Below are 24,934 nucleotides of genomic sequence, written 5' to 3'. Positions count from 1 at the left end.
ATGCCTCCGTATCACTCCACGCCCGGGGCCTCAATCCCGCGCTTTGCGAACTCGGCGCGGATCGCCTCCGTATGCTCGCCAAGCTGCGGCGGGCGGCGCGCTTGCAAACTCGCGCGTCCGGGGGGGCGCGGCATCTGCACCGCCGTATCACCGGCAACTGGCACCTCCATTGCGCGCAACGCCTTGTGACGGGCCAGACCCTGGACATCGGATACGCGGCCCCAGGCAATGGCATGCGCGTCGAGCAGCGCAGCTGCATCCGCACAGGTCATTGACGAAAACAGCGCCGCAATGATCGCGGCGAGTTCAGCACGATGCGTCAACCGGTCCGGATTGGTGGCGAAGCGCTTGTCCTCCGCCAACTCCGACTGCCCCAGCACGCCTGAGCAGAAGCGCCGCCATTCAGCTGGCTGCTGGATCGCCACAATCACCTCACCATCGCGGCAGCGAAAGGGCGCATAGGGATAGATCGCCGCATGCGACATGCCATGCCGCGCCGTATCGCGGCCCGCACTGGTCCAGTGCAGCAGCGGCACGCTCATCCAGTCGGCAATTGAATCGAACATGGCGACCTCAATCGCCTGGCCCACGCCCGAACGCCCGCGCGCAATCAGGGCCTCGAGGATCAGCGCATGGGCATTCATACCAGTCGCGATGTCCGCCGCGGACACGCCCACTTTGGCGGGCGCATCTGGCAAGCCCGTCACACTGCACAGCCCGGCCTCTGCCTGTACCAGCAAGTCGTAGGCGCGCATGTCACGGTATGCCGTGTCCTGGCCGTAGCCTGCGATGTCGACTGCAACGAGGCGGGGAAACTCCCGCACCAGCGATTGCGCATCAAGGCCCATGCGCGCTGCCGCTCCGGGTGCAAGGTTCTGTACGAAGACGTCGGCCCCGGCCAGCATGCGCCTCACGAGCCCAAGATCGGCTTCATCCTTCAGGTCCAGAACCGTGCTTTCCTTGCCACGGTTGAGCCAGGCGAAATAGGCCGACACACCGTGCACGGTCTTGTCATAGTGACGGGCCGTATCCCCCTCCGTCCGCTCGATCTTGATCACTCGGGCGCCGCCATCAGCGAGCCTCAGGGTGCACATGGGTGCTGCCACCGCCTGCTCGATGGCGATGACGAGCATGCCGTCGAGCGCGCCTGCCATGCTAATAGGACCTCGGCAGGCCAAGCACATGCTCAGCGAGATAAGAGAGGATCAGATTGGTGGAGATCGGCGCTACCTGGTAAAGCCGCGTTTCGCGGAACTTGCGCTCGATGTCGAAGTCCTCTGCGAATCCGTAACCGCCATGTGTCTGGATCGCGGCATTGGCCGCCTCGAAGGAGGCATCGGCTGCCAGCATCTTGGCCATGTTGGCCTCTGCCCCGCAGTCTTCCGACGCTTCGTACTTCCGCAGCGCTTCATTTACCATCAACTCTGCCGCACGCATGTTGGCATAGGCCTTGGCAATGGGGAACTGGATACCCTGGTTCTGGCCAATGGGCCGGCCGAAGACATGCCGATCCTTCGCATAGGCACTGGCCCTGGCAATGAACCACTTGGCATCGCCCACGCACTCTGCCGCGATCAGGATGCGCTCGGCATTCATCCCGGAGAGTATGTAACGGAAGCCCTTGCCTTCCTCGCCGACGAGATTTCTGGCCGGCACTTCCATGTTGTCGAAGAACAGCGCCGTCGTGGAATGGTTCATCATCGTGCGGATGGGAGAGATGGCGAGCCCCTTGCCTCGCGCCTCGCGCATGTCAACGATGAAGACGGACAGCCCGTCGGTTCGTTTCTGTACATCCTCACGCGGCGTCGTGCGTGCGAGCAGCACCATCAGGTCGGAATACTCCGCACGGCTCGTCCAAACCTTCTGGCCGTTGATGATGTAGCGGTCGCCGTCCCGGCGCGCGAAGGTACGGATCGAGGTCGTGTCTGTGCCACTCGTCGGCTCCGTTACGCCAAAGGCCTGCAACCGCAGTTCGCCGCTGGCAACACGTGGCAGATAGGTCCGCTTCTGTTCCTCCGAACCATGCCGCAACACGGTACCCATCACATACATCTGCGCATGGCAGCTCGCGCCATTGCAGCCCGAGGCCTGGATCTCCTCGAGAATGGCCGCTGCCGCCGATAGCGGCAGGCCGGACCCCCCGTACTCGATCGGAATCAATGCAGCGAGGAAGCCAGACTGCGTCAGGGCATCGACGAAAGCCTTGGGATAGGCCATCTCCCTGTCGAGTTTGCGCCAATATTCGCCGGGAAAATCACTGCACAGCTTGCGAACGGAATCACGAATGTCTTCATGCAACATATGTTGATCCTAGCGCTGCCCGCCGGCCTGCATCAACTGCTTAGAGCAAGAACCTGCCTGATCGAAAAAGCGCCGTTCAGTCGCAGCGATGCGGACCGGCAGGAGCGGACCGAAAAAGGACTGGATATCCTCGTGAGGGATGCTGCAGCAGCGCGTTTCAATCAGGTCGGTTCTCGAACTAGCGCTTCCCCGCAGTAATGACGTAGGAGCCACTCTGGTCAAGCCTGGCCGTCCAGCCAGGCTCGATGACGATGGTGGTCGTCACCTCCTCGATGATGGCAGGGCCTGCAACGCGCGATCCGACGCCAAGCTTCGAACCGTCGTAGATTGGGGTGCGTGTCGCCTTGCCGGACGCATCGAACACTGCCTTGCGGTGAGCCTTCAGCGCCTTCGCAGCAGTCGCACCCTTGGCCAGCTTTGGCGCCTTGGGCTTGTCAATGCGCCCGTAGAGAGTCGATTCGATGTTGACCACCTCAACTGCATTGTGGCGCTCAGAGTAGGTGTAGAGCTCCTCATGGCGGCGGTGGAAGGCCTCCTTCACCTTCTCGATCGTCTTCGCATTGACCGGGAAAGTGCCGATATCCACCGTACACTCATGCACCTGGCCAACATAGCGCATGTCGAGGCTGCGCTTCACCTCGATCTGTCCGGTCTTGAAGCCATCTCTCTTCAGATGCGCGACACCCTGGGTCTCGATATCGTTGAACAGCGTGTCGATGCGCCGGTAGGCGGCCGCGTTATCGAGGCGCACCGGGGCTGTGGCCATGTAATTGTACTTTACGTCCGAAATTATCTGACCAAAGGCGCAGAGGCCCGAGGCAAGCTTGGGCAGAATGATGGTGTCGATCCCCATCTCGCGCGCCAGAGCCGTGATGTGCGCGGCGGTAGCACCACCCGCGCCCACCAGCACGAAGTCGCGCGGATCATAGCCACGCTCGACCGAGACGCGGCGGATGCCGTTCACCATGTTGTTGTTGACGATGGTGTACATGCCGTAAGCCGCACGCTCAATCGAGATGCCAAGCGGATCCGCAAGCCTGGTCTTGATCGCCTTTCGTGCCTTTTCAAGATCGAGCGGCAGCTTCCCGCCCAACAGGCCATCGGGGTTGAGATAGCCCAGCACGAGATTGGCGTCCGATGTCGTCGGCTCGACGCCGCCCTGGCCATAGCAAGCGGGGCCCGGCTCCGAGCCCGCAGACTGCGGGCCCACCTGAATCAGCCCCAGCGAATCGATCCAGCCGATCGATCCGCCACCTGCACCAAGCGTCTCCACCTGGATCATCGGTACGCCGATCCGATAGCGCAGGAAGTCGATGTTCTTGTTGAGGTTGGTCTGTCCATCCTTGGTGAGCGTGATGTCGAAGGACGTACCCCCCATGTCCACCGTGATCACGTTCTTCTTCTTGAACGGCGCGCAGACGAAGAGACCCGCCTGAGGCGCAGATGCAGGGCCGGAATTGATGGCATAGACGGAGCGGTCAGTCATCACCTGGCCAATGGCGAGGCCGCCATTGGACTGGAAGTAGCGCACTGGCTGCTTTGCTCCGAGCGAACGGAAATACTCGTCCACCGCCTTCACGTAGCGCCGCATCACAGGGGCGAGATAGGCATTGACCACCGCGGTCGAGGTCCGGGTGTACTCCCGCACCTGCGGATAAAGCTCGGAGCCCACGGTGAGGATCGTATCCGGCATCATCTCGCGCACGATGGCCGCGGCACGCCGCTCATGCGAGGGGTTCAGCACCGACCAGACGAAGGAGATGGCCACCGTCTCGACGCCTTCCTTGGCGAAGAGTTCACAGGCCGCGCGCACATCGGACTCCTGCATCGGTGTGCGAACCGAGCCGTCGGAGATCACGCGCTCACGCACGCCTCTTCTCAGATAGCGCGGCACCAGCATGGTGGCGGCCGGATATTCCGGGTCATATCGAAAGCCGTCTTCCTTGTGGCCATTGCGGATTTCGATAGAATCCTCGTGCCCGGCAGTGCAGATCAGACCAGCCTTGCCGCCACGATGCGTGATCAGCGCATTGAGGCCCACAGTCGTGCCATTTATGCAAAGATCGCAATCCGACACGAGTTCCGCCGCACTCATACCGAAATCTTCCGAGATGAGCTTTAGTCCATTCTCGATAGCCTTCGTGGGTGACGACGGGGTGGAGAGCGCCTTGAACAGCTTCACCTCCCCGGTCGTGCGGTTCGCCACAACGAAATCGGTGAAGGTGCCGCCCGCATCGATGCCGAGACGAAAGTTGGTACGCATGCTTCAGCCTCTCCTCACGCTGCCGAACGGAGCCGTCTGGTGGCCGCCGTGTCGACTTCGAGTGTCTCGGCGTCAGCGATCACCACGCCATAATCTTCCTTCGCGCCCCGGATGGAGACCAAGCCGTTCTTGACATCCCAGACCACTTTCTCGACTGGCCGTTCGTAAGGATTGCCATAACCGCCGCCGCCTGGATTCATGTTCGTGACGGTCTCGCCCGGCTTGATCGACTCCATGATGTTGGTGCGCTTGATCTCCGCCTTGCCGCCGCGGGTGAGCATCACCCGGCCCACCTTGGAATCGATGTCTTTCGACTTCGCACCCGCTGCGCCCATTGCAGGGATCCGGCGGCCTTCGCCGAAGCCGATGCAGAGCATCTCCTTGTCCAGTGGTTCGACCTGCCAGGCCGTGCCGGACCCACCGCGGAACTTGCCGGCGCCGCCTGAGTCCGTCATCAGGGAGTATTTATGGATGATGATCGGATAGGAATACTCCAGCAGTTCCACGTCACCGGAAGTCAGCGCGCCGAAGCAGCATTCGGGGCCGACGGCGTGCCAGCCATCCTGCTGTGGCGTGGCGCCACCACCCGAGATGATGGTGGCCAGCACCATGGTCACGAATTCCTCATTGGTGCGCGAGTCCCAGCCAGCGATGTTGAGGCCGTTGGCGTGACCCCAGCTGGCCGCAACCTTGGACGGCATGGCCTTTTCGAAGGCAAGGCGCACGGCATCCGTCAGTGTTTCCATTGGCGTCGTCGTGCAGTTCATGTGGGGAGCTGGTTCCTGGGCGTTGCAGATCGTGCCCTTGGGCCCGAAATCGACCGAGACACATCGGTAAAGGCCCTCATTGTAGGGCGGTGGAAGGGCTGCAAACATCATCAGGCCCAGATAGACGCCGGAATGTGAATTGCCCTCGTAGGAATTGATGAAATAGGGGATCTGCGGCGGGGACGAGATGGCGATGTGGCACTTGTCGCCCTTGATCGTCACCTTTGCTTTGATCTCGAAATCGCCGAAGCCGTGGCCGGCATCCTCGAGAATGGCGACGCCCTCATAGGTGCCGTCCGGCACGGTCTTGATAAGGGCGCGCATGTGCCGGTCGGCCATGTCGAGGAGTTCGTTGATACAGGCATCCACCGTCTTCTCGCCATACTTCGCCAGCATGGCGAGAAGGTTGCGCTCACCCACCTGGCAAGCGCCGATGAGCGCGTTGAAATCACCCTCCTGGTCGCGCCGCGCCCGCATGTTGGTGAGGATCATGTTGATCACGTCATGGCGGGGCTTGCCGCGATCCCAGATCTTCACCGGCGGAATGCGCAGACATTCGGCGTAGATTTCCTTGGCGTTGGGATTGTAACCTGCGGGCACAGGACCGCCGATATCGGTCAGATGGCCCTTGCACACCGTCCAGTAGACCAGCTTGCCCTTGTGGAAGACAGGCTTGTACATGCAGGTATCGATGGCATGGCTACCGCCGAAGGCCGGATCATTGTGGAGGATGAGGTCGCCCTCATGGATGTCGCCTTCGAAGAACTTGGCGACGGACTTCATGGCGGGAATCAGGGAGCCAAGGTGGATGGGAATGTCCTGACCCTGCAGGATCATCTCCGGTTTCGCGTTGAATAGCGCGGTCGAATAGTCATGCGCCAGATTAAAGACGGAGGATCGCGCCGTCTTTTCCAGCGACAAGGTCATCTCGCGCTGCGTCGTTTCGAGTACGCCCCGCACCACCGAGAGGGTGATGGGGTCCACCTTGGGCTTCTGCCCCGCCTTGCGCTTCATGTGCCTTACCGTTTCGCCTGTTTCCACGCCGCCGTGAGCACCGCCGTGCCGAGCGCCAGCTTGAGCACCTCAGCAGGGATGAATGGCATGAGACCAACGGCGACTGCCTTCTCGAAGCCGATCAGTGACCCAAGCCAGCCAAGCCCCAGCGCATAAATCGCGGCCAAGCCTGCGAGCAGCATGAGAACGGCCGAGCCAATGCCGCGGCCAAGACCCCGGTCAGCGAGGTAACCAACCAACAAGGAGGCGGCAAGGAAGCCCGCGAGATAGCCTCCCGTCGGCCCTGCCATATAGGCCAGACCTGCGCCGGTGGCGAAGACCGGAACGCCCACCGCACCCAGCGCCAGCCACGCCAGCACCGTGGCGCCGCCGAGGCGCGCTCCAGCCGTTGCGCCGATCATCAGCACAGCCAGCACCTGCAGGGTCATGGGAACCGGCCAGAAGGGCACCTGCACCTTGGACGCGAGCGTCAGCAGTAGCACGCCGAGACCGAGGATGACGGCCTTGTGCAGCACCTGCGCGCGTGGCCAGAGGGTTGAGAGAAGATTGCCGTGCATGTCATTTTCCCCTTAAAGCGATGACTTGATTTTTTCGTAAAGCTTTGTCTGGTCCTTGCGGGCCCTCAGCGCCTCGGCCATGGTCACTTCGACGAAGCGCGCTGGCGTGTGGGGCTGCAACTGCCCGATCAGGTCCATATCGGCGGAAATCACCGTTCCCACCATGAAATAACCGCCACCGGATACTGCGTCGCGATGGAGCACGATCGGTTCCGTGCCGCCTGGCACTTGTACGGAACCGTAGGGATAGCAGGCATCGACGATGTTCGAGGGGTCGGAGCCAGCCCCGAAGGGCTGCTCACGCGGCACGAATTCGAGCGCCTTGCCGCCGCGGAAGCGATAGCCGATGCGGTCCGCCTCCGGCGCAACTTTCCAGACATCCTCGAAAAAGCGCTTGCCTGCCCCCGCGGTGATGCGGTGCCAGTAGAGCCCGGGGAGCATGCGCAGTTCGGCGGGCGAGCCCGGCGCCCTGCGCAGCTTCTCCGGAATGCTGCGGCCCTCGCGGGCGCCACGGCCCTTGCCGGTTGGGAGTTTGTCGCCGGCTTCCAGCTTGCGGCCCTTGAAGCCGCCAAGCGCCCCGAGTGTGTATGTCGAGCGCGAGCCCAGCACCACCGGAACGTCGATGCCGCCTGAAATGGCGATATAAGCGCGCGCGCCCTTCTTGAGAAAATCGAAGGACAGGGTCTGCCCCTTCTTGACCTTGAAGGCGGTCCAGGTTTCGCGCGGCTGGCCGTTGACGCTAGGCGGCAGTTCAGCCCCGGTCACCGCCACCGTTGCATCCTCCGTGAACTGCAGTTCGGGGCCCATGAACACGGCCTCCAGCACGGCAGCGCCTTCCTTGTTGCCAACGAGCAGGTTGGCCAGCTTAAGCGCCAGCCGGTCCATGCCGCCGGAGAGGGGGATGCCGATGTGGTAGTAGCCGGGCCTGCCCAGATCCTGCACCGTGGTCGAAAGGCCAGGCTTTATGACTTTAACGGCCATTGAGCGCCCCCATCAGCTTGGCATTGTAACCATCCATGTCCTTCTTGAACTCTGCGAGATCGAAGGTGACGTCCTTCATGCGAAGATTGAACTTGCCCTTATCCACCGCGCTGACGGTGGCATCATATTCCTCGCGGTCGATAGGCTTCCACTTGACAATATCGCCGGGACGGAACAGGCACATGAAGTCTTTCAGGTGCTTGATCTTCTGGTTGGGGTCGTAGATCGGCACCGGCGTGATGCCGAACATCTGGTAGCCGCCGGCGCCTCTCACCGAATAGATGCAGCCGAAGCAGCCGCCATGGCCTACCGTGAGCTTTGGCGTATCCGTCCGTGGACGGAGATATTTTGGCGACTGGATCTGCCGCTTCCGATCTACCATCTGGTAGAGGAAAGGAAGACCGGCGACGAAGCCCACCATGGAGACAAACCAGGGCGCGCCCGAATGCGCCTTGATGAACCCATCGACACCGTCGAGATTGTTTATGCGTGCCGTATACTCGATGTCGGTCGAGTTCGGGTCCTGATGGCGCTCGCGGAAGCGCATCAACGTCTCATGCGTCCAAGGGTCGTTGTAGAGCACCGGGATCTCGATGATGCGCGACTTGATCACAGGCTTGGCCTTGGCGGCCGCCTTCACGATCGCCTTGATTTCCTTCAGCATGTCGGAGGGCTTGATCACGTCGGGATCGAATTTTACCTGCATCGAGGCATTGGCCGGGCAGATCTCGGTCACACCCTTGATCTTCGCCTTCTTGATCGCCGTCGCCGTGGACAGTGATCTGAAGAAGGCGTCGAGAGACATCTCCTCGTCACATTCGACGAAAATATGCTCGTCGCCTCCATAGGAATACCGCGTCTTCATATCAGCGCCGCCCTCCGCTATGTTTTCAGCCTGTGTGCATTGGCTTCGAGCCATGGCTCAAGCCAGCGCGTGTGGAAATCTGCCCTGCCGACACTTTCATCTGCCACCAGCAACTGGTGCAAAGGCTTTGTCGTCGACAACCCGTGAACCTCAAGTTCCGCAAGCGCCCGCGCCATGCGTGCGATAGCCGCTGCGCGCGTCTCGTCCCAGACGATCAGCTTGCCAAGCAGCGAGTCGTAGAAAGGAGGCACCTGGTAACCGTCATACAGCATCGTGTCGAAGCGCGTGCCGGGACCACCTGGAATGCGCAGCCCGGCGACCGTGCCGGGGGAAGGCATGAAGTTCTTTCCAGGATCCTCGGCATTGATGCGGACCTCGATGGCATGGCCCTGCATCTTCACGTCTTCCTGGCGGATCGACAGCTGCTCCCCACCTGCGATACGGATCATTTCGCGCACCAGGTCGATCCCGGTGATCATCTCGGTCACCGGGTGTTCCACCTGAATGCGCGTGTTCATCTCGATGAAGTAGAAGTGACGCGTCGCATCGTCGTAAAGATATTCGAGCGTTCCGGCGCCACGGTAGCTGACCGCCTCGGCCAATGCCACGGCCGAGGTGCAGAGCTTTTCGCGCACGGACTGTGGCAGCAGGGCGGAAGGCGCTTCTTCCCACACCTTCTGGCGCCGCCTCTGCAGCGAGCATTCGCGCTCGAAGCAATGGATGGCCCGCTTGCCGTCTCCCAATATCTGCACCTCGATGTGGCGAGCCCGCTCGATCACCTTCTCGATGTAGAGCCCGCCATCGCCGAAGGCAGCCTTCGCCTCGGCCGAGGCCTGCGGCATCAGCGTTTCGAACTCCGTCATGTCATGTGCAATGCGGATGCCGCGACCGCCGCCACCTGCTGCTGCCTTGATCATGACAGGGAAGCCCACGGCGAGCGCAATGGCCTTGGCCTGTTCGGGGTCATCGACCCGGCCGTTGGAGCCCGGCACCACGGGGACGCCCGCAGCCTCGGCCGCCACACGAGCAGCCACCTTGTCGCCCATCACCCGGATGGCATCACCCTTTGGGCCCACAAAGACAAGGCCTGCTGATTCAACCGCATCGGCAAAGCCAGCATTCTCCGCGAGAAAGCCATAGCCCGGGTGCACCGCGTCTGCGCCCGTGCTCTGCGCAGCCTTGAGAATGTTCTCTATGCTGAGGTAGGATCTGGCGGCATGCGGCGGGCCGATGTTCACGGCCTCGTCCGCCATCTTTACGGCCAGCATCTCGGCGTCTGCCGCTGAATGCACTTGCACGGTTCTGATGCCAAGCTCCCGCGCCGCGCGAATGATGCGCACCGCAATCTCGCCGCGATTGGCGATGAGGAGCTTACGAATTGCCATCCTCAGCCGATCTCCGCCAGCGGTTGTCCAGCCATGACCGGTTCCTCGTTCTCAGCGATGAAGGTGATCTTGCCCGCGGCATCGGCTTTCACCTCGGTGAAGGACTTCATGACCTCGATCAGTCCGACCACGTCGCCTTTTGCGACCTTGTCGCCGTCATTCTTGTAGGCAGGCTTGTCGGGGGCCGGCTTGCGGTAGAAGGTTCCGGGAAGGGGTGAGAGAAGCTGGGCCATTGGTTGTCCTTGTTTGCTTGAGTATATCAGGCAGCGTCGATGTAGGGCTTCACTAAGTCGCGCACGGCTTTGGCAATTGCCACGGCATTGGGCGTGTCTGAGTGAACGCAGATCGCATCAGCGCGCACCACAACATCAGCCCCACCCGTGCCCTTGACCTTGCCTTCGCGTATGGCGCGCAAACAGAGAGCCGCGGCATGGTCCGGGTCCTTTGCCTCGTGCTCGCGCGTGATGATCAGAGAGCCATCGTCGCGGTAATCGAGATCGGCATAGAATTCGGCGATGAACTTGTGGCCGCGCGCAGTGTAGACCTTCTCATGGAAGGTGTTGATCATTCCCATCAGCGGCACCCTGAAGACGTCCGCCGCGTCTGCCACCGCATGCGCCACCTCTTCCATCCGAGCCGCCATGCCATAGAGCGAGCCGTGCGGCTTGATGTGGTTGAGCGTCATGCCCTCGGCTTCGAGAAAGCCCTTCAGTGCTCCCACCTGGTAGATGATGCAATTGGTGAGTTCATCGCGCCCTATCTTCATTTCGCGACGGCCAAAGCCCTGCAGATCGGGAAGCGAGGGGTGCGCGCCCACCTTCACCCCATGGCGCTTGGCAAGTTGTACAGTGGCGCGCATGTGGTTGAAGTCTGACGCATGGAACCCGCAGGCCACGTTAGCCACGTCGATCAACGGCATCAGGCCGGCGTCATCGCCCATCTTGTAAAGGCCGAACGACTCGCCCATGTCACAGTTGAGAACTGTCATCCTGCAACTTCCCCCCGAAACGCGACGCTTGAGCGCCGTTCTGACCGCGACGTGCGGAAGGCTAGAATTATTGGAAATCTGGAAAAATGCAATGCGGTATCGCAAAATCCGGTATGGCGGTCCTGCATAGGCGGGTCCGCCGTTCCATTGCCGCCGCGAATGACGGCGGGTTGGCCAGGAAGGCATTCTGCGCTCCTCCACCGCGACCAACGATCCGGCAGGCATCAGGCTTACTGAGGCAGCGGCCCTCCCGAACAGCATGAACAGCCCACCACAAGCAGTTGGCGTCACAATCTGGATGCTGAGCATTTGCATGGCCCCACTCGTCAGGGGCGTGGCATTGATGGTGGCGGAATGCCCTTGCTGAAAAAAGGCTGTGAGCGTCACCGTTGCGATTTGCGCCTGCGCCGTGTCGCTTTACGGGATTTCGCCTGTCCTGCTCGAGACTGTGTGCTGACAGCGACGTCAATCTCTTCAGGGTTCAGTCTGTTCGTCATTCGTCGGAACAATTTGCGCTCCGGCCATGCTACTGGGCCTGACCGAATTCAGCCGGGTTAAATCCAGGTTCAACCACGCGCCAGGCTTCGGCAGCGGGCACTCCACTCTTCAGCACGAAGATATCATGGGTGACCATCAAGCCCGGGCCACTATTGAAATTAGCCATATGCGCACCGGGTGGCATCACGAAGCATTCATCCTTGACATGTCTGACAGGTGATTTTCCTTCAACACGAATTGTAGTCTCTCCTTCGATGACGCAGGTAACACCACCATGATCATGGAAATGTATGGGAGCTCTGGTTCCAGGAAGGCGGGTTGTTCTGAAGACCAACAGGTCTTGCCCGTCTCCCAGCGGGCTTCGGGTGAGAAGTTCAATCTTGTATGCAGATGTGGGCTGTCCTGGTGGAATGGCTCCGTTGATGTGTCCGTAATGACTCTGGTCAGCCGACAGCTGGACACTTCCCGTCGTCACCATTGCCACAAGAGCGAGCATGAATATCGAATTTTGTCTCAGACGCTCAGTCATCATCCACCTCCATCATCGAATACCTTTATGCGTGCAGATCTTTCATTCTATACTCAAGACGTGCTTAATCCAACTAAGGCTTTGACATCCACATGAACCAAGCACGGACTTCAAGTGGAACATTGTTCACTTATTTACGTGTCCTTTCTCGACCGTCCCTGAGAGGAAACGCAAGACATTCCTTGCTGTTCAAGGCAGTTCACACGGACCGAGGAATGAACCGCGAATTTGAACTGTCCAGGATCCCAAGAAAGGACACTGGTGTGTTCGGCAATAAGAACGGGCATCCGGCCATAAGCACTCTCACACCCAAAGAGGCTGTATTGTTCTTGGGGTTCTTCGGGATAAGCTTCTTCTGAACGAGGCCTGCCTCACCATGCCTCTCAAGGGTGGCCTTCCAGCGGTAGAAACTGGTCCGGCCAATGCCAAAATACCTGCAGGTCTGCCCAACATGCCCGGCCTCTTCGGCATGCGTCTGTATCCTCAACCTGCGCTGACTCTCGCGATCGTTCTGGGTCATCGGAGACACCCTCACGGCCCAACAGGGCTATGAAACAGGATGTCTCGCAACATCATGGTTATCTGCGCCAACCTGCCGATCCCCGACTCAACCCCCGTCACGATCAAGATCTTCATCTCGCAAGTCCCCGTCTGACGCGTGATGCGCATGATATGGTTCCCGGACTTGATTGCCTGCCCCGCAATCACGATCCCCACTCAGCGCACCCAAGATCAGCCTCATGCCGGTGACTCCGATCAAATTGCTTCAAATCATTCAGCTTCGGTGGGTTGGCAAATCAACAATTGAACAGCATCACCAAGTCACTGTGTTCCCAGGCTGTTGAGGCTGCTAGGATGAACAGGATCAACAGGCCATGGTCATGTTCGACTTCCATTCTTTCCCAGGCGGAGAAATTCAAGATGGCAACTTCAAGCAAGATATCCCTGGTTACCGGCGCAAGTCGTGGAATAGGCGCTGCGATTGCCCGTGCACTCGGCCGCCAAGGCGGGTTGGTTGCAGTACACTACGGCAAACACCGGGACGAGGCAGAGTCAGTTTGCGATGACATCTTCAAGGCAGGCGGCAAGGCAATTGCCGTAGCTGCAGACATGGGCAGCGAAAGCGAGATCGTGGCAATGTTCCAGAAAGTAGATGAGGAATTCGGAACACTTGATTCGCTTGTAAACAATGCCGGTGGGATCATTGCAGTAAAATCGATAGCGGACATTGATGTCGCAACAGTAGAAAGGGTCCTTGCCGTCAATCTTGCAGGCCCTATCTACTGTTGCCGTGAAGCAGTAAAGCGGATGTCAGCGGCCCGCGGTGGCCGTGGTGGCTCCATTGTCAACATCTCATCCATGGCGGCAGTGCTGGGAGGCCTTCCTCACGAGGTACACTATGCCGCAAGCAAGGGCGGCATCGACTCTCTCACGATCGGCCTTGCGCGTGAAGTTGCAACCGAAGGTGTCCGGGTGAATGCTATACGCCCAGGAGTCATCGACACCCCGATACATGACTCGTTTCATGGTGCGTCATTTGCCCGGGACTTCTCGATCAACCTGCCCATGAAGCGGGCCGGAACCGCTGAGGAGGTTGCGGAGGCCGCCATCTGGTTGCTTTCCCAGTCTGCCTCCTACATCACCGGAGCAATACTAAACGTTTCAGGAGGACGATAGCGGGCCAACATGTCCCGCTGTCGAAAGTGAATCTTTCGATGCACAGCCACTGCGAGCATTGACTTCATTCAGGCAGGACCTAAACTTCGTTCGACGAGCGGAGGCCTGACTTCATGCAGAAGCGACAAACGGTGTCAGTTGGAATGGTCGGGTGCGGCTTCTATGCCCAGAACCACCTGAATGCCTGGTCAGATCTGCAGCCAGAGGGCGCCCTTCTGGCTGCCGTCTGTGACATGGACCAGGAAAAGGCCAAGACGGCCGGAGACAAGTTTGGCGTTCCATACTTCACACGCCTCGACGCCATGCTTGAGGCAATCCCCATCGACCTTGTTGACATAGCCACGCGCATGGACACCCACCGCGAGTTGGCGGCATTGGCCGCCAGGCGCGGCATTGCAGCCGTTGTACAAAAGCCTTTCGCCCCCACCTGGGAAGACTGCATCGCCATCGTCGAGACAGCGCAGAGACACAGGGCATGGCTGGCCGTCCACGAGAATTTTCGCTTCTCGACGTCCATGAGAGCCGTCAAACGGGTTCTAGACCAGGGTGCGATCGGCACGCCCCGTTGGGCAAGATTGTCCTGGAGGACAGGCTTCGACGTCTACCGTGGTCAGCCATATCTGGCTGAAGAGCCCAAGCTTGTAATTCAGGATGTCGGAATTCATGTTCTTGACCTCGCTCGCTACTTCCTTGGCGAGGTGGAGCGCCTATCTTGCGAAACACAAAAGCGCAACCCCAAGATCCGCGCCGAAGATACCGCAACGATCATGATGCGACACGCGTCTGGTGCAGTATCCGTCGTAGAGGCAACTTATGCCGCAAAGCGGGGAGACGATCCATTCCCCGAGACACTTCTTGAGATTGAAGGTGACGACGGTTCTCTTGTTCTGTCCAAGGGTGAAAAGTTGAAAGTGACGACCCAAGGTCTCACCTTCGAAGACCATGTGGGTGGGCCACTGCTCACCTGGACCAGCCGTCCATGGCATGTGTCACAAGAAGCAGTTCTTCATACCAATCGGCACATGCTCAATCGCCTGCAGCTTGGTCTTCCAGCCGATACCTCTGGTGAGGACAATCTCAAGACTTATGCCCTTGTCGAAGCTGCTTATGAGGCAGCCGCCACTCACACGTCAGTCAGGCCCAAATCACACATCACGTGATGACACGCCCTGCGTAAGCCTTTAGTTTTCGGAGAAAGCCGGCCTGCGTCATAACTGATTTGTTCAGCAGACCCGGCGGCTGACTCCCGCTCCGGATGGCGAGAACTGAAGCTACATCAGCCGCGCCAATTCCGGCAAAGCACTGATCCGTCCAGCACAGTGCGTGTGGTGTAACGATCACGTTTTCGAGATTGAACAGGGGATGACTTGCGTCAAGCGGTTCTCCCTCAAAGACGTCGAGGCCTGCCCCCGCGATCTTGCCACGCTTAATGGCCAGAACCAGCGCTTCCTGGTCAATGATCGGGCCGCGCGCGGTATTGATGATGAAAGACGTGGACTTCATCAGCGACAGGTGATGTGCATTCACAAGATGATGGGTCTCTGCGGTCAGAGGACAGTTGACGGTGAGAATGTCCGATTGTCTGAACAGGGTTTCCTGGTCGACTAGCGCTACGCCCAACTCTTCCGCCGTGGCTGCTGTTGTAAACGGATCATAAGCAATGAACCTCATTCCAAGAGGCTTGGCGAGACGGAACATCTCCGCCCCGATATTGCCCACTCCCAAAGAGCCGAGGGTTAACCCCATCAGACCCACACCCATATGGTGATTTCTTGCCTGAGCAAAACCATCCGGTCCAAGCCGGGTCAGACGATCCTTGATCGGAAGCTTGCCGGTCAGCGCAAGCATCATCGTAAGGATTGCAACAGCCACCGGCCGTCTCACACCATCAGGCGTAATGCAGACCGCAATATCCCTGGCAGTACAAGCCTCAACATCGACTGAATCGTAACCAACGCCAAATCGAGCAACAATGCTAAGGCGCCCAGACTTGGGTATGCTGTCCCTGGTGAAGCGCACACCCAGAAGAATCAGTGCATCGACATTTTCCACTTGATCGGAACGTATGGGGTCCGACTCTTCAAGAAAATCCACCGTGAGTCCCGGAGTTCCACGCAAAGGCGCGAGGTCGAAGTCAGGATACTTCAGAGAACCATCCTTGTTCCGAAAATCGCCTGACAGGACGACACGAAAATTCTCATTTTCCATCGAAAGCACTCCGAAGTTCCGCAATGCCCGCCTTGAGTGCGCGCTGATAGAGCGACGTATCGGTTGCAAAACAACAGAAATCAAACCCTCGTCTCACGTCGGCTATCCCTTCGGCCGCGGTCGATACAAGGCGCCCAAGCGACAGATTGTGTTTCTTTGCCGCTGCAACGATTTTGCCAAATGCAGCAACATAATCCGGATGATCGAACTTGCCAGGAATGCCAAGAGAGGCACTGAGATCAAAGTGGCCAACCCAGAGGCAGTCAACTCCTGGTGTTGCAGCAATCTCATCGGCGTTCTCGGCACCCTCACGGGTCTCAATCAGCGCAAAGAACGTAGTGCGGTCATTCGACTTCTGCAGCCGTTCTGCAACCGATAAGTCACCCGAATAGTAATCATCATGCGCAATCCCAAGCGCCACGCCACGTTTCCCCACCGGTGGGTATTTGAGATGACGCACAACCATGCTGGCTTCTGCGCCATCCTTGACCATTGGCGCCATGATTCCTTCGGCTCCAGCATCAGCAATTCTTGCGATCATGTCATAGTCCTTCGACGGTGATCGGACGATGACCGCCACCCCACCAGCCTCAAAGTAGCGGACTGCACTCTTGAGGGTTTCGAGACTCAGGCCCGAATGCTCCATATCGAAGAACACGAAATCACACCGCGCAGATGCCAGAATATGGCCAATTCCCGGGGTGCAAAACTCTCCAACGTAATGACCAAACTTTGGCGTACGGGTCTCAGTCATTTTCTTCAGGGTGAAACGATCCATCACAATTTTCCTAAGCTGATGTTCCAATTGCTGAGGCCTCACAGACCAGCGTGCCCCTCCGGATGACCCTGCTGGCCAGAAGCATCTCAGAGGCGGCATGAAAGGCGAGAAAATGCTCTGCCTTTAGATGTGCAGAGAACGCGTCCTCATCTTCATAGAGCTCATAGAGAATGATCTGCGTTCCATTGTCGTGCGGAAGAACCACGTCAAACCGCCAGCAACCTGGCTCATTCTTTACGGAAAGCCTGGCATTTTCCTCAATAAGCGATCGGAATGCCGGCATCAGTTCGGCAGACTTGACGTTCATTTCAACAAGAACCACGAAGGCCATGTTCAATCCTGTCTTTTCTTGCCCATCTCAAACTGCTGGGCAACCTGCCGCAGATGCTTATCCATTGCCCGCCAGGCCGCTTCAGGATTTCTGGATGCAACAGCTTCATAGACTTCCTCGTGACTTCGGTAGGCGCTTACTGCAACACCTGGAACCCGCAGCGAGATATGACGCTGCAGGGCAAGCCATTCGGCGATAGCTGCATGAAGAGCGGAAAAAACCGGATTTCCGCCGATCTCTGCCAATGCCAGATGAAATGCGACATCCGACCGTTCAAAGGCCTCGAGGTCTGGAAGAGCGTCACGGTTCTTCACGAGGAAGTTGCCAAGCCGTTCTATGTCTTCCGTGGTAGCCACCTCAGCGGCATTTCTGGCAATTGCCGACTCGAATATCCGGCGGGCATCCTGGAAGGCCAATTCTCCACCGGCTGATGAAAGAAGATATCGCGCAGATCCGGATAACTGCTCAAGAAGGCTTGCTGCCGTTGGCCGGGTCACGACCGTTCGCCCACCATTTGATATTCTGATAAATCCACTGCGCTGCAACAAAAGCAACGCCTCGCGTATGGCAGGACGGCCAACGTTGAAGGCTTCCATGAGATTGCGTTCAGACGGCAGGCTTGATCCCTCCGGCAAGATGCCTGAAAGAATCTGGTTTTCTATCTGCTCGGCAACATCCTCATGGACCTTGCGCCTCTTTATGCGTGTAAAAAGCATATTTCCCTCAGCAGAATTGACAGATCGCCCCTGGCTTTTGGGAACCGTAAGCTGAACCAATCTGAGCCTTTCTACCCAATGGGCTTTGCCTTACCTTCAGCAGAGTCTTGATTGACTTTTTCAAATGTGCGGAAACGTACACGCTGAGCATCGATGAACATTGCAAGCATAATGATCAGGCCCTGAATGACTTTGACCCAGAATACGTTGACGTTCATCAGATTGAGACCGCGATCGATGGTCGACAGCAAAAGGACTCCTCCCAGAGCACCAAGCATCGTGCCACGCCCGCCCTGCAGACTGATGCCTCCGATGACTGCCGCCGCCATGACGGTGAAGATATAGCCCTCGCCCAGATTGGCCTGAATCGATCCCACTCGACCCGCAAGCATCCAGCCAGCAAGGGCAGCAAGAAGACCAGAGAGGACATAGACCTGACGAATGCGCGCGTCTGCATCGATGCCAGAAGCGATGGCGGCCTGCCGGTTGCCGCCGATCGCATAAAGTTCACGGCCAAATCGACGATGATTCAGTATGATGTGCCCGATGACGAAAACAAGCGCGGTTGCGACAACGGCAACGGGGATCTTGATGACCCCGGGGATTTCGAAGAGAGCCTTATGGCCGAGCCAGAAATATGTTTCAGCAGGTTCGAACCCGAGGCCACTGATTGGCGTTCCCTTGGTGAAAGCCATGATCAGTCCGCGCAAAATCAACAACATCGCAAGAGTGACAATGAAATTATTCATCTTGCCGATTGTGATGAGCGCACCAACTACATAGCCGATTACTGCTCCCATCCCCAGAAGAACGACAATTGACAAGTAGGGGTTCAGCATCAGGCCGCCACCCCAGTAAGGCGCCGTGGCTGGGACGATGAGAAACATGCCGACCAATCCGGCAAGACCTAGCGTCGACTCGGTTGAAAGATCGAAATTCCCGGTAATGAGAACAAAAGTCTGTCCAACCACGAGAATTCCAAGAATTGCCGCCGCTGACAAGATATTGGTTATATTTGTCGGCGAAAGAAAAACCGGTGACTGAGTCATGAAGAATATGAACACGGCAATGAGGATTACCCAGATAAGGTGATCCAGTAGTGCCGGAATATGCCTAGACAGTCGCATCAGCGTTTTCCCCCATCTCACCTTCTATTGCAGCCAGCAATCGCGTTGTGGTCATCTCGTCCCTGCCCTTGCGGAATTCACGGATGATCCTACCCCTATAAAAAACGGCAATTCTGTCGCAAATGTCGATCAGTTCATTCAGTTCATCGGAAACAACCGCTATCGCAACGCCACGTTGGCTTAGTTGATCGACAATGCGCAACAAGTCGACTTTCGCCTGAACATCCACACCCTGGGTCGGTTCATCAAGAACCAGAACCTTTGGTTCAGTTGCCGCCAGCTTGGCGACCACAACTTTTTGCTGGTTACCGCCGCTCAGATTTTCAACCGCAGTATTCATGGAGGGCGTCTTTATTCCAAGCGCATCAATGTAGTCCGATGCGAGTTTGCGCTCCTTGCCTCCATCAATGAGACCAAGCAGTTTCTGAAGCCGCTTCAGGACTGAGAGCGAAATATTGTCACGGACACTGCCTATTCCGATAATTCCAAGGCCATGGCGGTCACGAGGAAGATACGCGAGCCCCTGTGCAAGAGCCTGAATGGGTGTTGCCGCATCATAGGGCTTGCCTCTGAGATTGACCTGGCCAGTCCCGAGTGGCTCGAGGCCAAAAAGACCACGGGCAAGCTCCCCCGGGCCGCTTCCTTCCAGTCCGGTAAAGCCTACGACCTCACCTGCATGAAGGGTGATCCCGATATTGGAATAGGCGCCAGCCCTCGACAGCTGGCTGATTTCCAGAACCGGTTCCGCAACCTTGCCGATCGACCTTCGATAGCGCTCAACATTGGCGCCACTGATAAGCCGGATCAGTTCTGGCTGGGTGATGTCTTTCACGGCTGACGCGCCAGTGACCGTACCATTGCGCATTACCGTCACATGATCGGCAACTTCGAAGACCTCTTCAAGGTAATGGGAAATGTAGATGAAGGAGGCGCCTCGTTCGCGCTGACGACGAACGAACTCAAATAGCTTTGTTACATCATGCTTTGGAAGAGGCGCAGTAGGCTCATCGAGGATGATGACGCTTGCGTCTGCAAAAAGTGCGCGGGCAATTTCGATCATTTGCCGTTCGGCGACTGTAGTATCCTCCATCAGGCGTGTAACGTCGAGGTCTAGGCCGAAGCGGGCAAGTTTCTCATGGGCATCGCTGTTCATCTTCCGCCAATTGACGAAGCCGCCCACTTTTAACGGCAACATGCCACAGTAGACGTTTTCTGCGATGCTAAGTCCTGGAACATATTTCGCGTGTTGCGATACGAGGGCTATGCCAGCTTGCTTGGCGCGCGCCGTATTCAGATTTTCGTGGCTCGCACCCCGGATGCGAATGAGCCCAGAATCTGGCTGATAAAGACCGGTCAGGACATGCATCAGGGTGGACTTGCCCGCCCCGTTCTTTCCCAGCAGGGCATGGATCTGCCCTTGTGTAACCGCGAAAGAAACCTTGTCCAGCGCGCGGACGCCAGGGAAAACCTTGACGATGTCTATCATTTCAACGACAGGCGTCTCAGTTGCGCTGTCCATCATCGCTCTCCGGTCAGATCATGAGGAGTCTCGAAGAGGCAAGGCGCGGCAGAGTCTTGTGCCGCGCCCGCCATTAAACAACGTGCTGCAAACGGTTCAGCCGCCGTTCTTCTTCTCGATGTTGCCCCACAGGCGCTCGTCATTCATGTTTGATGAGTTGACAGGCGTCGTGGACAAGAAGAGCTGCATACCAACGTCAGCTTTTTCAACGCGGGCTGGCGACCAAAGCGCGCCGTCCTGCTTGACTTCGCCGGGAGCAATCTCTTCACCCTTCAGCTTTTTCTCGATGTAATCGGCAGCGAGGACGCCGAAATCCGGAATTGGCTGGTTTGATGCGTGATCGAACTTGTTTTCGCGCATGAGTTCAAGTGCTGCAAGGCACGCATCAACGCTGGCGAGGAAGATGTGGCCGTCTTTGCCCGACTCCGCATCCTTGCCAAGTTCCTTGAGGGTCTGGACGGTACCAGTCGAATAGACGCAGTCGGAGTGCATATAGATGCCGTCGAGATCGGCCTGCGCAGAGACGACGTCGCGAACGATGTCCACACCCTTGGAAGCATCCCAGTCACCCACTTTCGAGATGACCTCGACTTCGGGGTATTGCTTCATGACATCGTTGAAGCCGCTACCACGCAACTGAGCGACATTCTGGGCGAGATTTCCGGTGATCTCGAGCACCTTGCCCTTGACCGAGCCGTGCCGGGCCTTCAGGAAGGCTGCCATGGCTTCACCGGCCTGCTTGCCGGCGAGATAGTTGTCGGAGAGCACGACCATGTCGACTTGGCATCCCGAAGGCGCGCGGTCGATGGTGTAGAAGGGGATATTTGCTTCCTTCGCGGCTGCAACAGCCTGGCAGATGCCTGCACTGTCATCCGGAACCGCGACGATTGCCGCCACTTTCTGGGCGATGAGGTCGTTGATGTCGTTGAGTTGCTTCTGGGCATCACCGCCAGACGTGAGCGTGACCACTTCCCAACCCTTGGCTGCCGCTCCGTTGAGGAGACCAGCCTGAATCTGACCCTGGCCGCCAAGCAGAGCCGGCGCAGAGTAGCCAATTACCACCTTGTCAGCCGCCAGCGCCGAGGTGGAGGCTGCTGCGGCTACAAATGCCGCCAGTAGCAGCTTGCTTCTAATTAACTTCATGTATTTCCTCCCATTTTCTGAACATTGAGCTGTCTTGTTCAAGCAAACCAACTCGTCCAAAACGCTAACAAGCATCCCAAGGACTGTCAATCAGTTCGTCATACCATGTAACCTGTCATACCAGCGGGACTGCTCCGAATGCCGCCTGCCCCTCAACAGACGTGGAGGTTTTCCTGGAACACCAGCCATGGCTGCTCAAGGAACCAGCGTGGGACCACGTCGCCCCGGGGTCAGAAGGCCCGCTTTCGAGGCGATGCATTCTGCCGAAATGCCAAAGTGCCGATACAAGTCAGCGATCGTACCCGTCTGCCCAAAGTGCTCGACACCCAGCGCGATCGTCCGGTGTCCATAGACGGCACCCAGCCAGGCAAGCGTGGCCGGGTGGCCATCTAGGACGGTGATCAGGCAACAGTCACGCGGGAGCTCCGCCAGCAGTCTCTCCACCGTCGAAAGCCCGCCCTCATGACCTCGCGCACGCGCACTTTGGGCGGCTGTCCAACCTGCATTGAGACGGTCTGCAGATGTAACGGCAAGAACGCCCACGTCACGCCTGGTTTCCGCCAGCAATCCTGCTGCGCCGATAGCCTCAGGTGCGATAACCCCCTGATAGGCAATCACCAGCTCACAATTCGGGCCGGGCTCACGGAGCCAATATCCACCATCGATTACGTTGCGCCGGAACTCTGCTCCGTTGCGAGCCAAGGGCTGAGCAATCGGATTGGTGCTCAGGCGCAAATAGACAGAGCCGCCCGTTTCATCGCGGAGCCATGAGCGTTGATCAGGACCAGCCTCACCCGTTCGCTGCATATAGTCGAAGGCCCAGTTAATGATGACCGACAGCTCGTCAGCAAAGGCCGGCTCAAAAGCTGCAAGGCCATCCTGCGCCATGCCGATCAACGGTGTGGCGATGGACTGGTGGGCGCCACCTTCGGGAGCAAGCGTTATACCCGACGGAGTTCCCACGATCATGAAGCGTGACTCTTGATAGCAGGCATAATTCAACGCATCGAGGCCGCGCGCCACAAAGGGATCATAAACGGTGCCGATTGGAATCAGCCGCCGGCCAAAAAGGCTGTGCGCAAGCCCTGCGGCACCAAGCAGTAGAAAAAGATTCATCTCGGCAATACCAAGTTCGATGTGTTGCCCTTCAGGCGTAAACTCCCACTTCGCCGTCGAAGGTATGTTTTCGAGCTTGAACGTGTCAGCCCTCGGAGTGCGCGCAAATAGCTTGCGGCGATTAACCCAGGGACCAAGATTTGTCGTGCCGGTCACGTCTGGTGACATGGTGATGATCCGTCCTGCGAGGCTGCTGTCACCCTTGCCCAGACCATCAAGGATCTTGCCGAATGCTGTCTGGGTTGAAACCTCGCGATCGGATAGGGCGATAATGTCAGGGCTATCGAAATGCTTGTCTGCAAAGCGTCTCGATCCGGATCTGAAGAAAGCGACCTTGCTGAGAAAATCCTGCAAGGAACCAGGATCTTCAACGCCCGCAAACCTCTCCCATTCCTCCCCTGAAGGAACACCCATGCTGACCTGCCAGGTTGCCATCTGGGCTGGCGTCATCAACCCGCCATGATTGTCCTTGTGTCCGGCGATTGGCGTCCCCCAGCCCTTGATTGTGTAGGCGAGAAAGCAGACCGGCCGCTCGTGCTCTATGCTTGAGAAGGCCTCGGCCATTGTCTCGACGCAATTGCCACCGAGATTTTCCATCAGTTCAGCCAGGGCAGCATCGCTGCGCCGTCCCACAAGTGCGGAGACTGGTCCCTGATCGCCCAGATCATTGAGCAAGCGCTCCCTCCAGACTGCGCCGCCCATATAGGTCAAGGCGGAGTAGAGCTGATTGGGGCATCGGTCGATCCATTCCTTCAGGATGCCACCACCGGGTTCAGAAAACGCTTCGCGCTGCAACCGCCCGTATTTGACCGAGACCACGTCCCAGCCAAAAGCTTCAAAAATGAGTTTGATCCTGTTCCACAATCCTTCATGAACAATGCCATCCAGTGACTGCCGGTTATAATCGATGACCCACCAGCAATTGCGAAGTCCGTTCTTCCAGCCTTCCTGCAATGCCTCATAGACATTGCCCTCATCCAGCTCTGCATCGCCTGCCAGCGCCACCATCCGGCCTGGTGTCACTCCCGCACCCCAGCTTTTCGCCATGATGTAGTCCTGGACAAGAGAAGCAAACGACGTGATTGCAACTCCGAGACCAACTGAGCCCGTTGAGAAGTCAACCTCGACAACGTCCTTGGTCCGGCTCGGATAGCTCTGAGCACCACCAAAGCCTCTGAAGTTCTCCATGTTCTCCCGGGTCTGGTTCCCCATCAGATACTGAAGTGCGTGGAACACAGGTGCTGCATGCGGCTTCACGGCAACGCGGTCCTGCTGCCTCAGGGTAAAGAAATACAAGGCTGTCATGATCGACACCATCGACGCCGATGACGCCTGATGCCCGCCAATCTTGATGCCATCCTGCTTGGTGCGAATGTGATTGGCATGGTGGATCATCCAATGTGACAGCCAGAGCAGCCGGCGTTCGATGGTCTTCAGGTGACCAAGTTGCTGACGATCGATCATCATGACTCCTCTCGCGGGAACTCCGAGGTTCGATCAGATCACTTCGCATTTTTCACTTTTATTTCGATTAAGTGACGCTAAAATGCTGTTAATCACTAATATTTTTGGTAATCATGATGACTTTCACCGACATAGACAAGATCAGCATGTCAATCCTTCGAACGCTCCAGAAAGACGGGCGCACGACGGTAAATGATCTCAGCGAAAGAGTTGGGCTCTCAGCCTCTGCTGTGGCACGCAGGGTGCGCCTTTTGGAGGAGGCCGGCGTAATCAGCGGTTACGCCGCACTCATTGACGAAGCACAACTGGGTTTTGGATTTTCTGTATTTGTCTCTGTCAAGCTCGAAAGGCAGGTTGACAGCGCTCTCGCCAAATTCGAAGCGGCAATCAACACCTTTCCCGAAGTTGTCGAATGCTGGCTGATGACAGGCAACAGAGACTATCTCCTGCGAATTTCAACACGGGGCCTTGATGATTTCGAGAGGTTTCTCGTTGGAAAATTCACCAAGATACCTGGCGTTGCCTCGATTGAGAGTTCAATTCCTCTTCGGCGTGTGAAGGCCGGTATGGCCAGATTGCTCTGAACCCATGCCTGCCGTTTTGGTGGAAGGAACGCAGTTGACATGAGCATCATCCCCGCGCTGATCTGAATATCGCCAAGACAAAATGTGACACGACCCTGAGGAGATGCGAATGGCAAGAACAGC

23 protein-coding genes are annotated in these 24,934 nt (G+C 57.9%); 3 read left to right on the top strand and 20 right to left on the bottom strand.

Annotated elements, in window-relative coordinates; all coding sequences use genetic code 11:
* Window positions 1-11: 11 nt before the first annotated feature.
* The 12 genes from ACILRN_RS04595 to ACILRN_RS04540 form a co-directional block, all read right to left on the bottom strand.
* Window positions 12-1,154 carry a CaiB/BaiF CoA transferase family protein gene (locus ACILRN_RS04595; protein WP_395685999.1) on the bottom strand — a complete coding sequence of 381 codons (1,143 nt, stop codon included), beginning with the start codon at window positions 1,152-1,154 and terminating at the stop codon, window positions 12-14.
* Window position 1,155: 1 nt separating this feature from the next.
* Window positions 1,156-2,301: an acyl-CoA dehydrogenase family protein gene (locus ACILRN_RS04590; RefSeq protein WP_395685997.1), complete on the bottom strand. Its 1,146-nt coding sequence runs from the start codon at window positions 2,299-2,301 to the stop codon at window positions 1,156-1,158.
* Between the two features lie 178 nt (window positions 2,302-2,479).
* Complete coding sequence (locus ACILRN_RS04585) at window positions 2,480-4,564, bottom strand: hydantoinase/oxoprolinase family protein (protein ID WP_395685994.1); 2,085 nt, start codon at window positions 4,562-4,564, stop codon at window positions 2,480-2,482.
* 14 nt (window positions 4,565-4,578) lie between these two features.
* Window positions 4,579-6,345 (bottom strand): hydantoinase B/oxoprolinase family protein, encoded by a 1,767-nt coding sequence (locus ACILRN_RS04580; RefSeq protein WP_395685992.1) that lies wholly within the window; start codon window positions 6,343-6,345, stop codon window positions 4,579-4,581.
* 5 nt (window positions 6,346-6,350) lie between these two features.
* Complete coding sequence (locus ACILRN_RS04575; protein WP_395685990.1) at window positions 6,351-6,902, bottom strand: biotin transporter BioY; 552 nt, start codon at window positions 6,900-6,902, stop codon at window positions 6,351-6,353.
* A 12-nt stretch (window positions 6,903-6,914) separates the two neighbouring features.
* On the bottom strand, window positions 6,915-7,883 hold the full coding sequence (locus ACILRN_RS04570) for a biotin-dependent carboxyltransferase family protein (protein WP_395685988.1): 969 nt from the start codon (window positions 7,881-7,883) through the stop codon (window positions 6,915-6,917).
* Window positions 7,873-8,748 (bottom strand): allophanate hydrolase subunit 1, encoded by an 876-nt coding sequence (locus ACILRN_RS04565; RefSeq protein WP_395685987.1) that lies wholly within the window; start codon window positions 8,746-8,748, stop codon window positions 7,873-7,875. The genes ACILRN_RS04570 and ACILRN_RS04565 overlap by 11 nt, the downstream gene beginning before the upstream one ends.
* A gap of 17 nt (window positions 8,749-8,765) precedes the next feature.
* Window positions 8,766-10,133, bottom strand: a complete 1,368-nt coding sequence (locus ACILRN_RS04560) for an acetyl-CoA carboxylase biotin carboxylase subunit (protein ID WP_395685985.1) — start codon at window positions 10,131-10,133, stop codon at window positions 8,766-8,768.
* 2 nt (window positions 10,134-10,135) lie between these two features.
* Window positions 10,136-10,366, bottom strand: a complete 231-nt coding sequence (locus ACILRN_RS04555; RefSeq protein ID WP_395685983.1) for an acetyl-CoA carboxylase — start codon at window positions 10,364-10,366, stop codon at window positions 10,136-10,138.
* A gap of 26 nt (window positions 10,367-10,392) precedes the next feature.
* Window positions 10,393-11,121, bottom strand: coding sequence for a 5-oxoprolinase subunit PxpA (pxpA, locus tag ACILRN_RS04550; protein WP_395685981.1), 729 nt, complete (start codon window positions 11,119-11,121; stop codon window positions 10,393-10,395).
* A 526-nt stretch (window positions 11,122-11,647) separates the two neighbouring features.
* A complete protein-coding gene (locus tag ACILRN_RS04545) occupies window positions 11,648-12,148 on the bottom strand; it encodes a cupin domain-containing protein (protein ID WP_395685979.1) in 501 nt (166 codons plus the stop codon).
* 199 nt (window positions 12,149-12,347) lie between these two features.
* Window positions 12,348-12,668, bottom strand: coding sequence for a helix-turn-helix domain-containing protein (locus tag ACILRN_RS04540; protein WP_395685977.1), 321 nt, complete (start codon window positions 12,666-12,668; stop codon window positions 12,348-12,350).
* A 401-nt stretch (window positions 12,669-13,069) separates the two neighbouring features.
* Here ACILRN_RS04540 and ACILRN_RS04535 point away from each other — a divergent pair, with 401 nt between their 5' ends.
* Window positions 13,070-13,825 carry an SDR family oxidoreductase gene (locus tag ACILRN_RS04535; RefSeq protein ID WP_395685975.1) on the top strand — a complete coding sequence of 252 codons (756 nt, stop codon included), beginning with the start codon at window positions 13,070-13,072 and terminating at the stop codon, window positions 13,823-13,825.
* A 113-nt stretch (window positions 13,826-13,938) separates the two neighbouring features.
* Window positions 13,939-14,985: a Gfo/Idh/MocA family protein gene (locus ACILRN_RS04530; RefSeq protein ID WP_395685973.1), complete on the top strand. Its 1,047-nt coding sequence runs from the start codon at window positions 13,939-13,941 to the stop codon at window positions 14,983-14,985.
* On the opposite strand, the gene ACILRN_RS04525 is transcribed toward ACILRN_RS04530, so the two are convergent.
* From ACILRN_RS04525 to ACILRN_RS04490, 8 genes are all read right to left on the bottom strand, one after another.
* Window positions 14,978-16,033, bottom strand: coding sequence for an NAD(P)-dependent oxidoreductase (locus tag ACILRN_RS04525; RefSeq protein WP_395685971.1), 1,056 nt, complete (start codon window positions 16,031-16,033; stop codon window positions 14,978-14,980). The two genes, ACILRN_RS04530 and ACILRN_RS04525, sit on opposite strands and share 8 nt — an antisense overlap.
* The gene (locus ACILRN_RS04520) at window positions 16,023-16,811 is read right to left on the bottom strand and encodes an HpcH/HpaI aldolase/citrate lyase family protein (RefSeq protein ID WP_395685969.1); all 789 of its coding nucleotides are present in this window, start codon (window positions 16,809-16,811) and stop codon (window positions 16,023-16,025) included. The genes ACILRN_RS04525 and ACILRN_RS04520 overlap by 11 nt, the downstream gene beginning before the upstream one ends.
* Before the next feature lie 10 nt (window positions 16,812-16,821).
* Window positions 16,822-17,142: a putative quinol monooxygenase gene (locus tag ACILRN_RS04515; protein WP_395685967.1), complete on the bottom strand. Its 321-nt coding sequence runs from the start codon at window positions 17,140-17,142 to the stop codon at window positions 16,822-16,824.
* Between the two features lie 2 nt (window positions 17,143-17,144).
* On the bottom strand, window positions 17,145-17,858 hold the full coding sequence (locus ACILRN_RS04510) for an FCD domain-containing protein (RefSeq protein ID WP_395685966.1): 714 nt from the start codon (window positions 17,856-17,858) through the stop codon (window positions 17,145-17,147).
* Between the two features lie 71 nt (window positions 17,859-17,929).
* Window positions 17,930-18,985 carry an ABC transporter permease gene (locus ACILRN_RS04505; RefSeq protein WP_395685965.1) on the bottom strand — a complete coding sequence of 352 codons (1,056 nt, stop codon included), beginning with the start codon at window positions 18,983-18,985 and terminating at the stop codon, window positions 17,930-17,932.
* The gene (locus tag ACILRN_RS04500) at window positions 18,972-20,504 is read right to left on the bottom strand and encodes a sugar ABC transporter ATP-binding protein (protein WP_395685963.1); all 1,533 of its coding nucleotides are present in this window, start codon (window positions 20,502-20,504) and stop codon (window positions 18,972-18,974) included. Before ACILRN_RS04500 ends, ACILRN_RS04505 begins: the two co-directional genes overlap by 14 nt.
* 96 nt (window positions 20,505-20,600) lie before the next feature.
* Window positions 20,601-21,647 (bottom strand): sugar ABC transporter substrate-binding protein, encoded by a 1,047-nt coding sequence (locus ACILRN_RS04495; RefSeq protein ID WP_395685961.1) that lies wholly within the window; start codon window positions 21,645-21,647, stop codon window positions 20,601-20,603.
* Window positions 21,648-21,842: 195 nt separating this feature from the next.
* Entirely contained in the window at window positions 21,843-24,230 is a 2,388-nt protein-coding gene (locus tag ACILRN_RS04490; RefSeq protein ID WP_395685959.1) for a transketolase, read from the bottom strand.
* Window positions 24,231-24,343: 113 nt separating this feature from the next.
* Between ACILRN_RS04490 and ACILRN_RS04485 the strand changes: the two genes are divergently transcribed.
* Window positions 24,344-24,811: an Lrp/AsnC family transcriptional regulator gene (locus ACILRN_RS04485; RefSeq protein WP_395685957.1), complete on the top strand. Its 468-nt coding sequence runs from the start codon at window positions 24,344-24,346 to the stop codon at window positions 24,809-24,811.
* Window positions 24,812-24,934 lie beyond the last annotated feature (123 nt).

This window comes from Aestuariivirga sp., assembly GCF_044238155.1.
Lineage (GTDB): Bacteria > Pseudomonadota > Alphaproteobacteria > Rhizobiales > Aestuariivirgaceae > Aestuariivirga.
The sequence above is the reverse complement of the archived record's forward strand: the minus strand, read 5'-3'. Positions and strand labels throughout refer to the sequence as shown.

Excerpts from the sequence above, each read along its gene's own strand:
- ACILRN_RS04595 (WP_395685999.1), bottom strand. The coding sequence starts at position 1,154 with ATGGCAGGCGCGCTCGACGGCATGCTCGTCATCGCCATCGAGCAGGCG.
- ACILRN_RS04590 (WP_395685997.1), bottom strand. The coding sequence starts at position 2,301 with ATGTTGCATGAAGACATTCGTGATTCCGTTCGCAAGCTGTGCAGTGAT.
- ACILRN_RS04585 (WP_395685994.1), bottom strand. The coding sequence starts at position 4,564 with ATGCGTACCAACTTTCGTCTCGGCATCGATGCGGGCGGCACCTTCACC.
- ACILRN_RS04580 (WP_395685992.1), bottom strand. The coding sequence starts at position 6,345 with ATGAAGCGCAAGGCGGGGCAGAAGCCCAAGGTGGACCCCATCACCCTC.
- ACILRN_RS04575 (WP_395685990.1), bottom strand. The coding sequence starts at position 6,902 with ATGCACGGCAATCTTCTCTCAACCCTCTGGCCACGCGCGCAGGTGCTG.
- ACILRN_RS04570 (WP_395685988.1), bottom strand. The coding sequence starts at position 7,883 with ATGGCCGTTAAAGTCATAAAGCCTGGCCTTTCGACCACGGTGCAGGAT.
- ACILRN_RS04565 (WP_395685987.1), bottom strand. The coding sequence starts at position 8,748 with ATGAAGACGCGGTATTCCTATGGAGGCGACGAGCATATTTTCGTCGAA.
- ACILRN_RS04560 (WP_395685985.1), bottom strand. The coding sequence starts at position 10,133 with ATGGCAATTCGTAAGCTCCTCATCGCCAATCGCGGCGAGATTGCGGTG.
- ACILRN_RS04555 (WP_395685983.1), bottom strand. The coding sequence starts at position 10,366 with ATGGCCCAGCTTCTCTCACCCCTTCCCGGAACCTTCTACCGCAAGCCG.
- pxpA (WP_395685981.1), bottom strand. The coding sequence starts at position 11,121 with ATGACAGTTCTCAACTGTGACATGGGCGAGTCGTTCGGCCTTTACAAG.
- ACILRN_RS04545 (WP_395685979.1), bottom strand. The coding sequence starts at position 12,148 with ATGACTGAGCGTCTGAGACAAAATTCGATATTCATGCTCGCTCTTGTG.
- ACILRN_RS04540 (WP_395685977.1), bottom strand. The coding sequence starts at position 12,668 with ATGACCCAGAACGATCGCGAGAGTCAGCGCAGGTTGAGGATACAGACG.
- ACILRN_RS04535 (WP_395685975.1), top strand. The coding sequence starts at position 13,070 with ATGGCAACTTCAAGCAAGATATCCCTGGTTACCGGCGCAAGTCGTGGA.
- ACILRN_RS04530 (WP_395685973.1), top strand. The coding sequence starts at position 13,939 with ATGCAGAAGCGACAAACGGTGTCAGTTGGAATGGTCGGGTGCGGCTTC.
- ACILRN_RS04525 (WP_395685971.1), bottom strand. The coding sequence starts at position 16,033 with ATGGAAAATGAGAATTTTCGTGTCGTCCTGTCAGGCGATTTTCGGAAC.
- ACILRN_RS04520 (WP_395685969.1), bottom strand. The coding sequence starts at position 16,811 with ATGGATCGTTTCACCCTGAAGAAAATGACTGAGACCCGTACGCCAAAG.
- ACILRN_RS04515 (WP_395685967.1), bottom strand. The coding sequence starts at position 17,142 with ATGGCCTTCGTGGTTCTTGTTGAAATGAACGTCAAGTCTGCCGAACTG.
- ACILRN_RS04510 (WP_395685966.1), bottom strand. The coding sequence starts at position 17,858 with ATGCTTTTTACACGCATAAAGAGGCGCAAGGTCCATGAGGATGTTGCC.
- ACILRN_RS04505 (WP_395685965.1), bottom strand. The coding sequence starts at position 18,985 with ATGCGACTGTCTAGGCATATTCCGGCACTACTGGATCACCTTATCTGG.
- ACILRN_RS04500 (WP_395685963.1), bottom strand. The coding sequence starts at position 20,504 with ATGGACAGCGCAACTGAGACGCCTGTCGTTGAAATGATAGACATCGTC.
- ACILRN_RS04495 (WP_395685961.1), bottom strand. The coding sequence starts at position 21,647 with ATGAAGTTAATTAGAAGCAAGCTGCTACTGGCGGCATTTGTAGCCGCA.
- ACILRN_RS04490 (WP_395685959.1), bottom strand. The coding sequence starts at position 24,230 with ATGATGATCGATCGTCAGCAACTTGGTCACCTGAAGACCATCGAACGC.
- ACILRN_RS04485 (WP_395685957.1), top strand. The coding sequence starts at position 24,344 with ATGACTTTCACCGACATAGACAAGATCAGCATGTCAATCCTTCGAACG.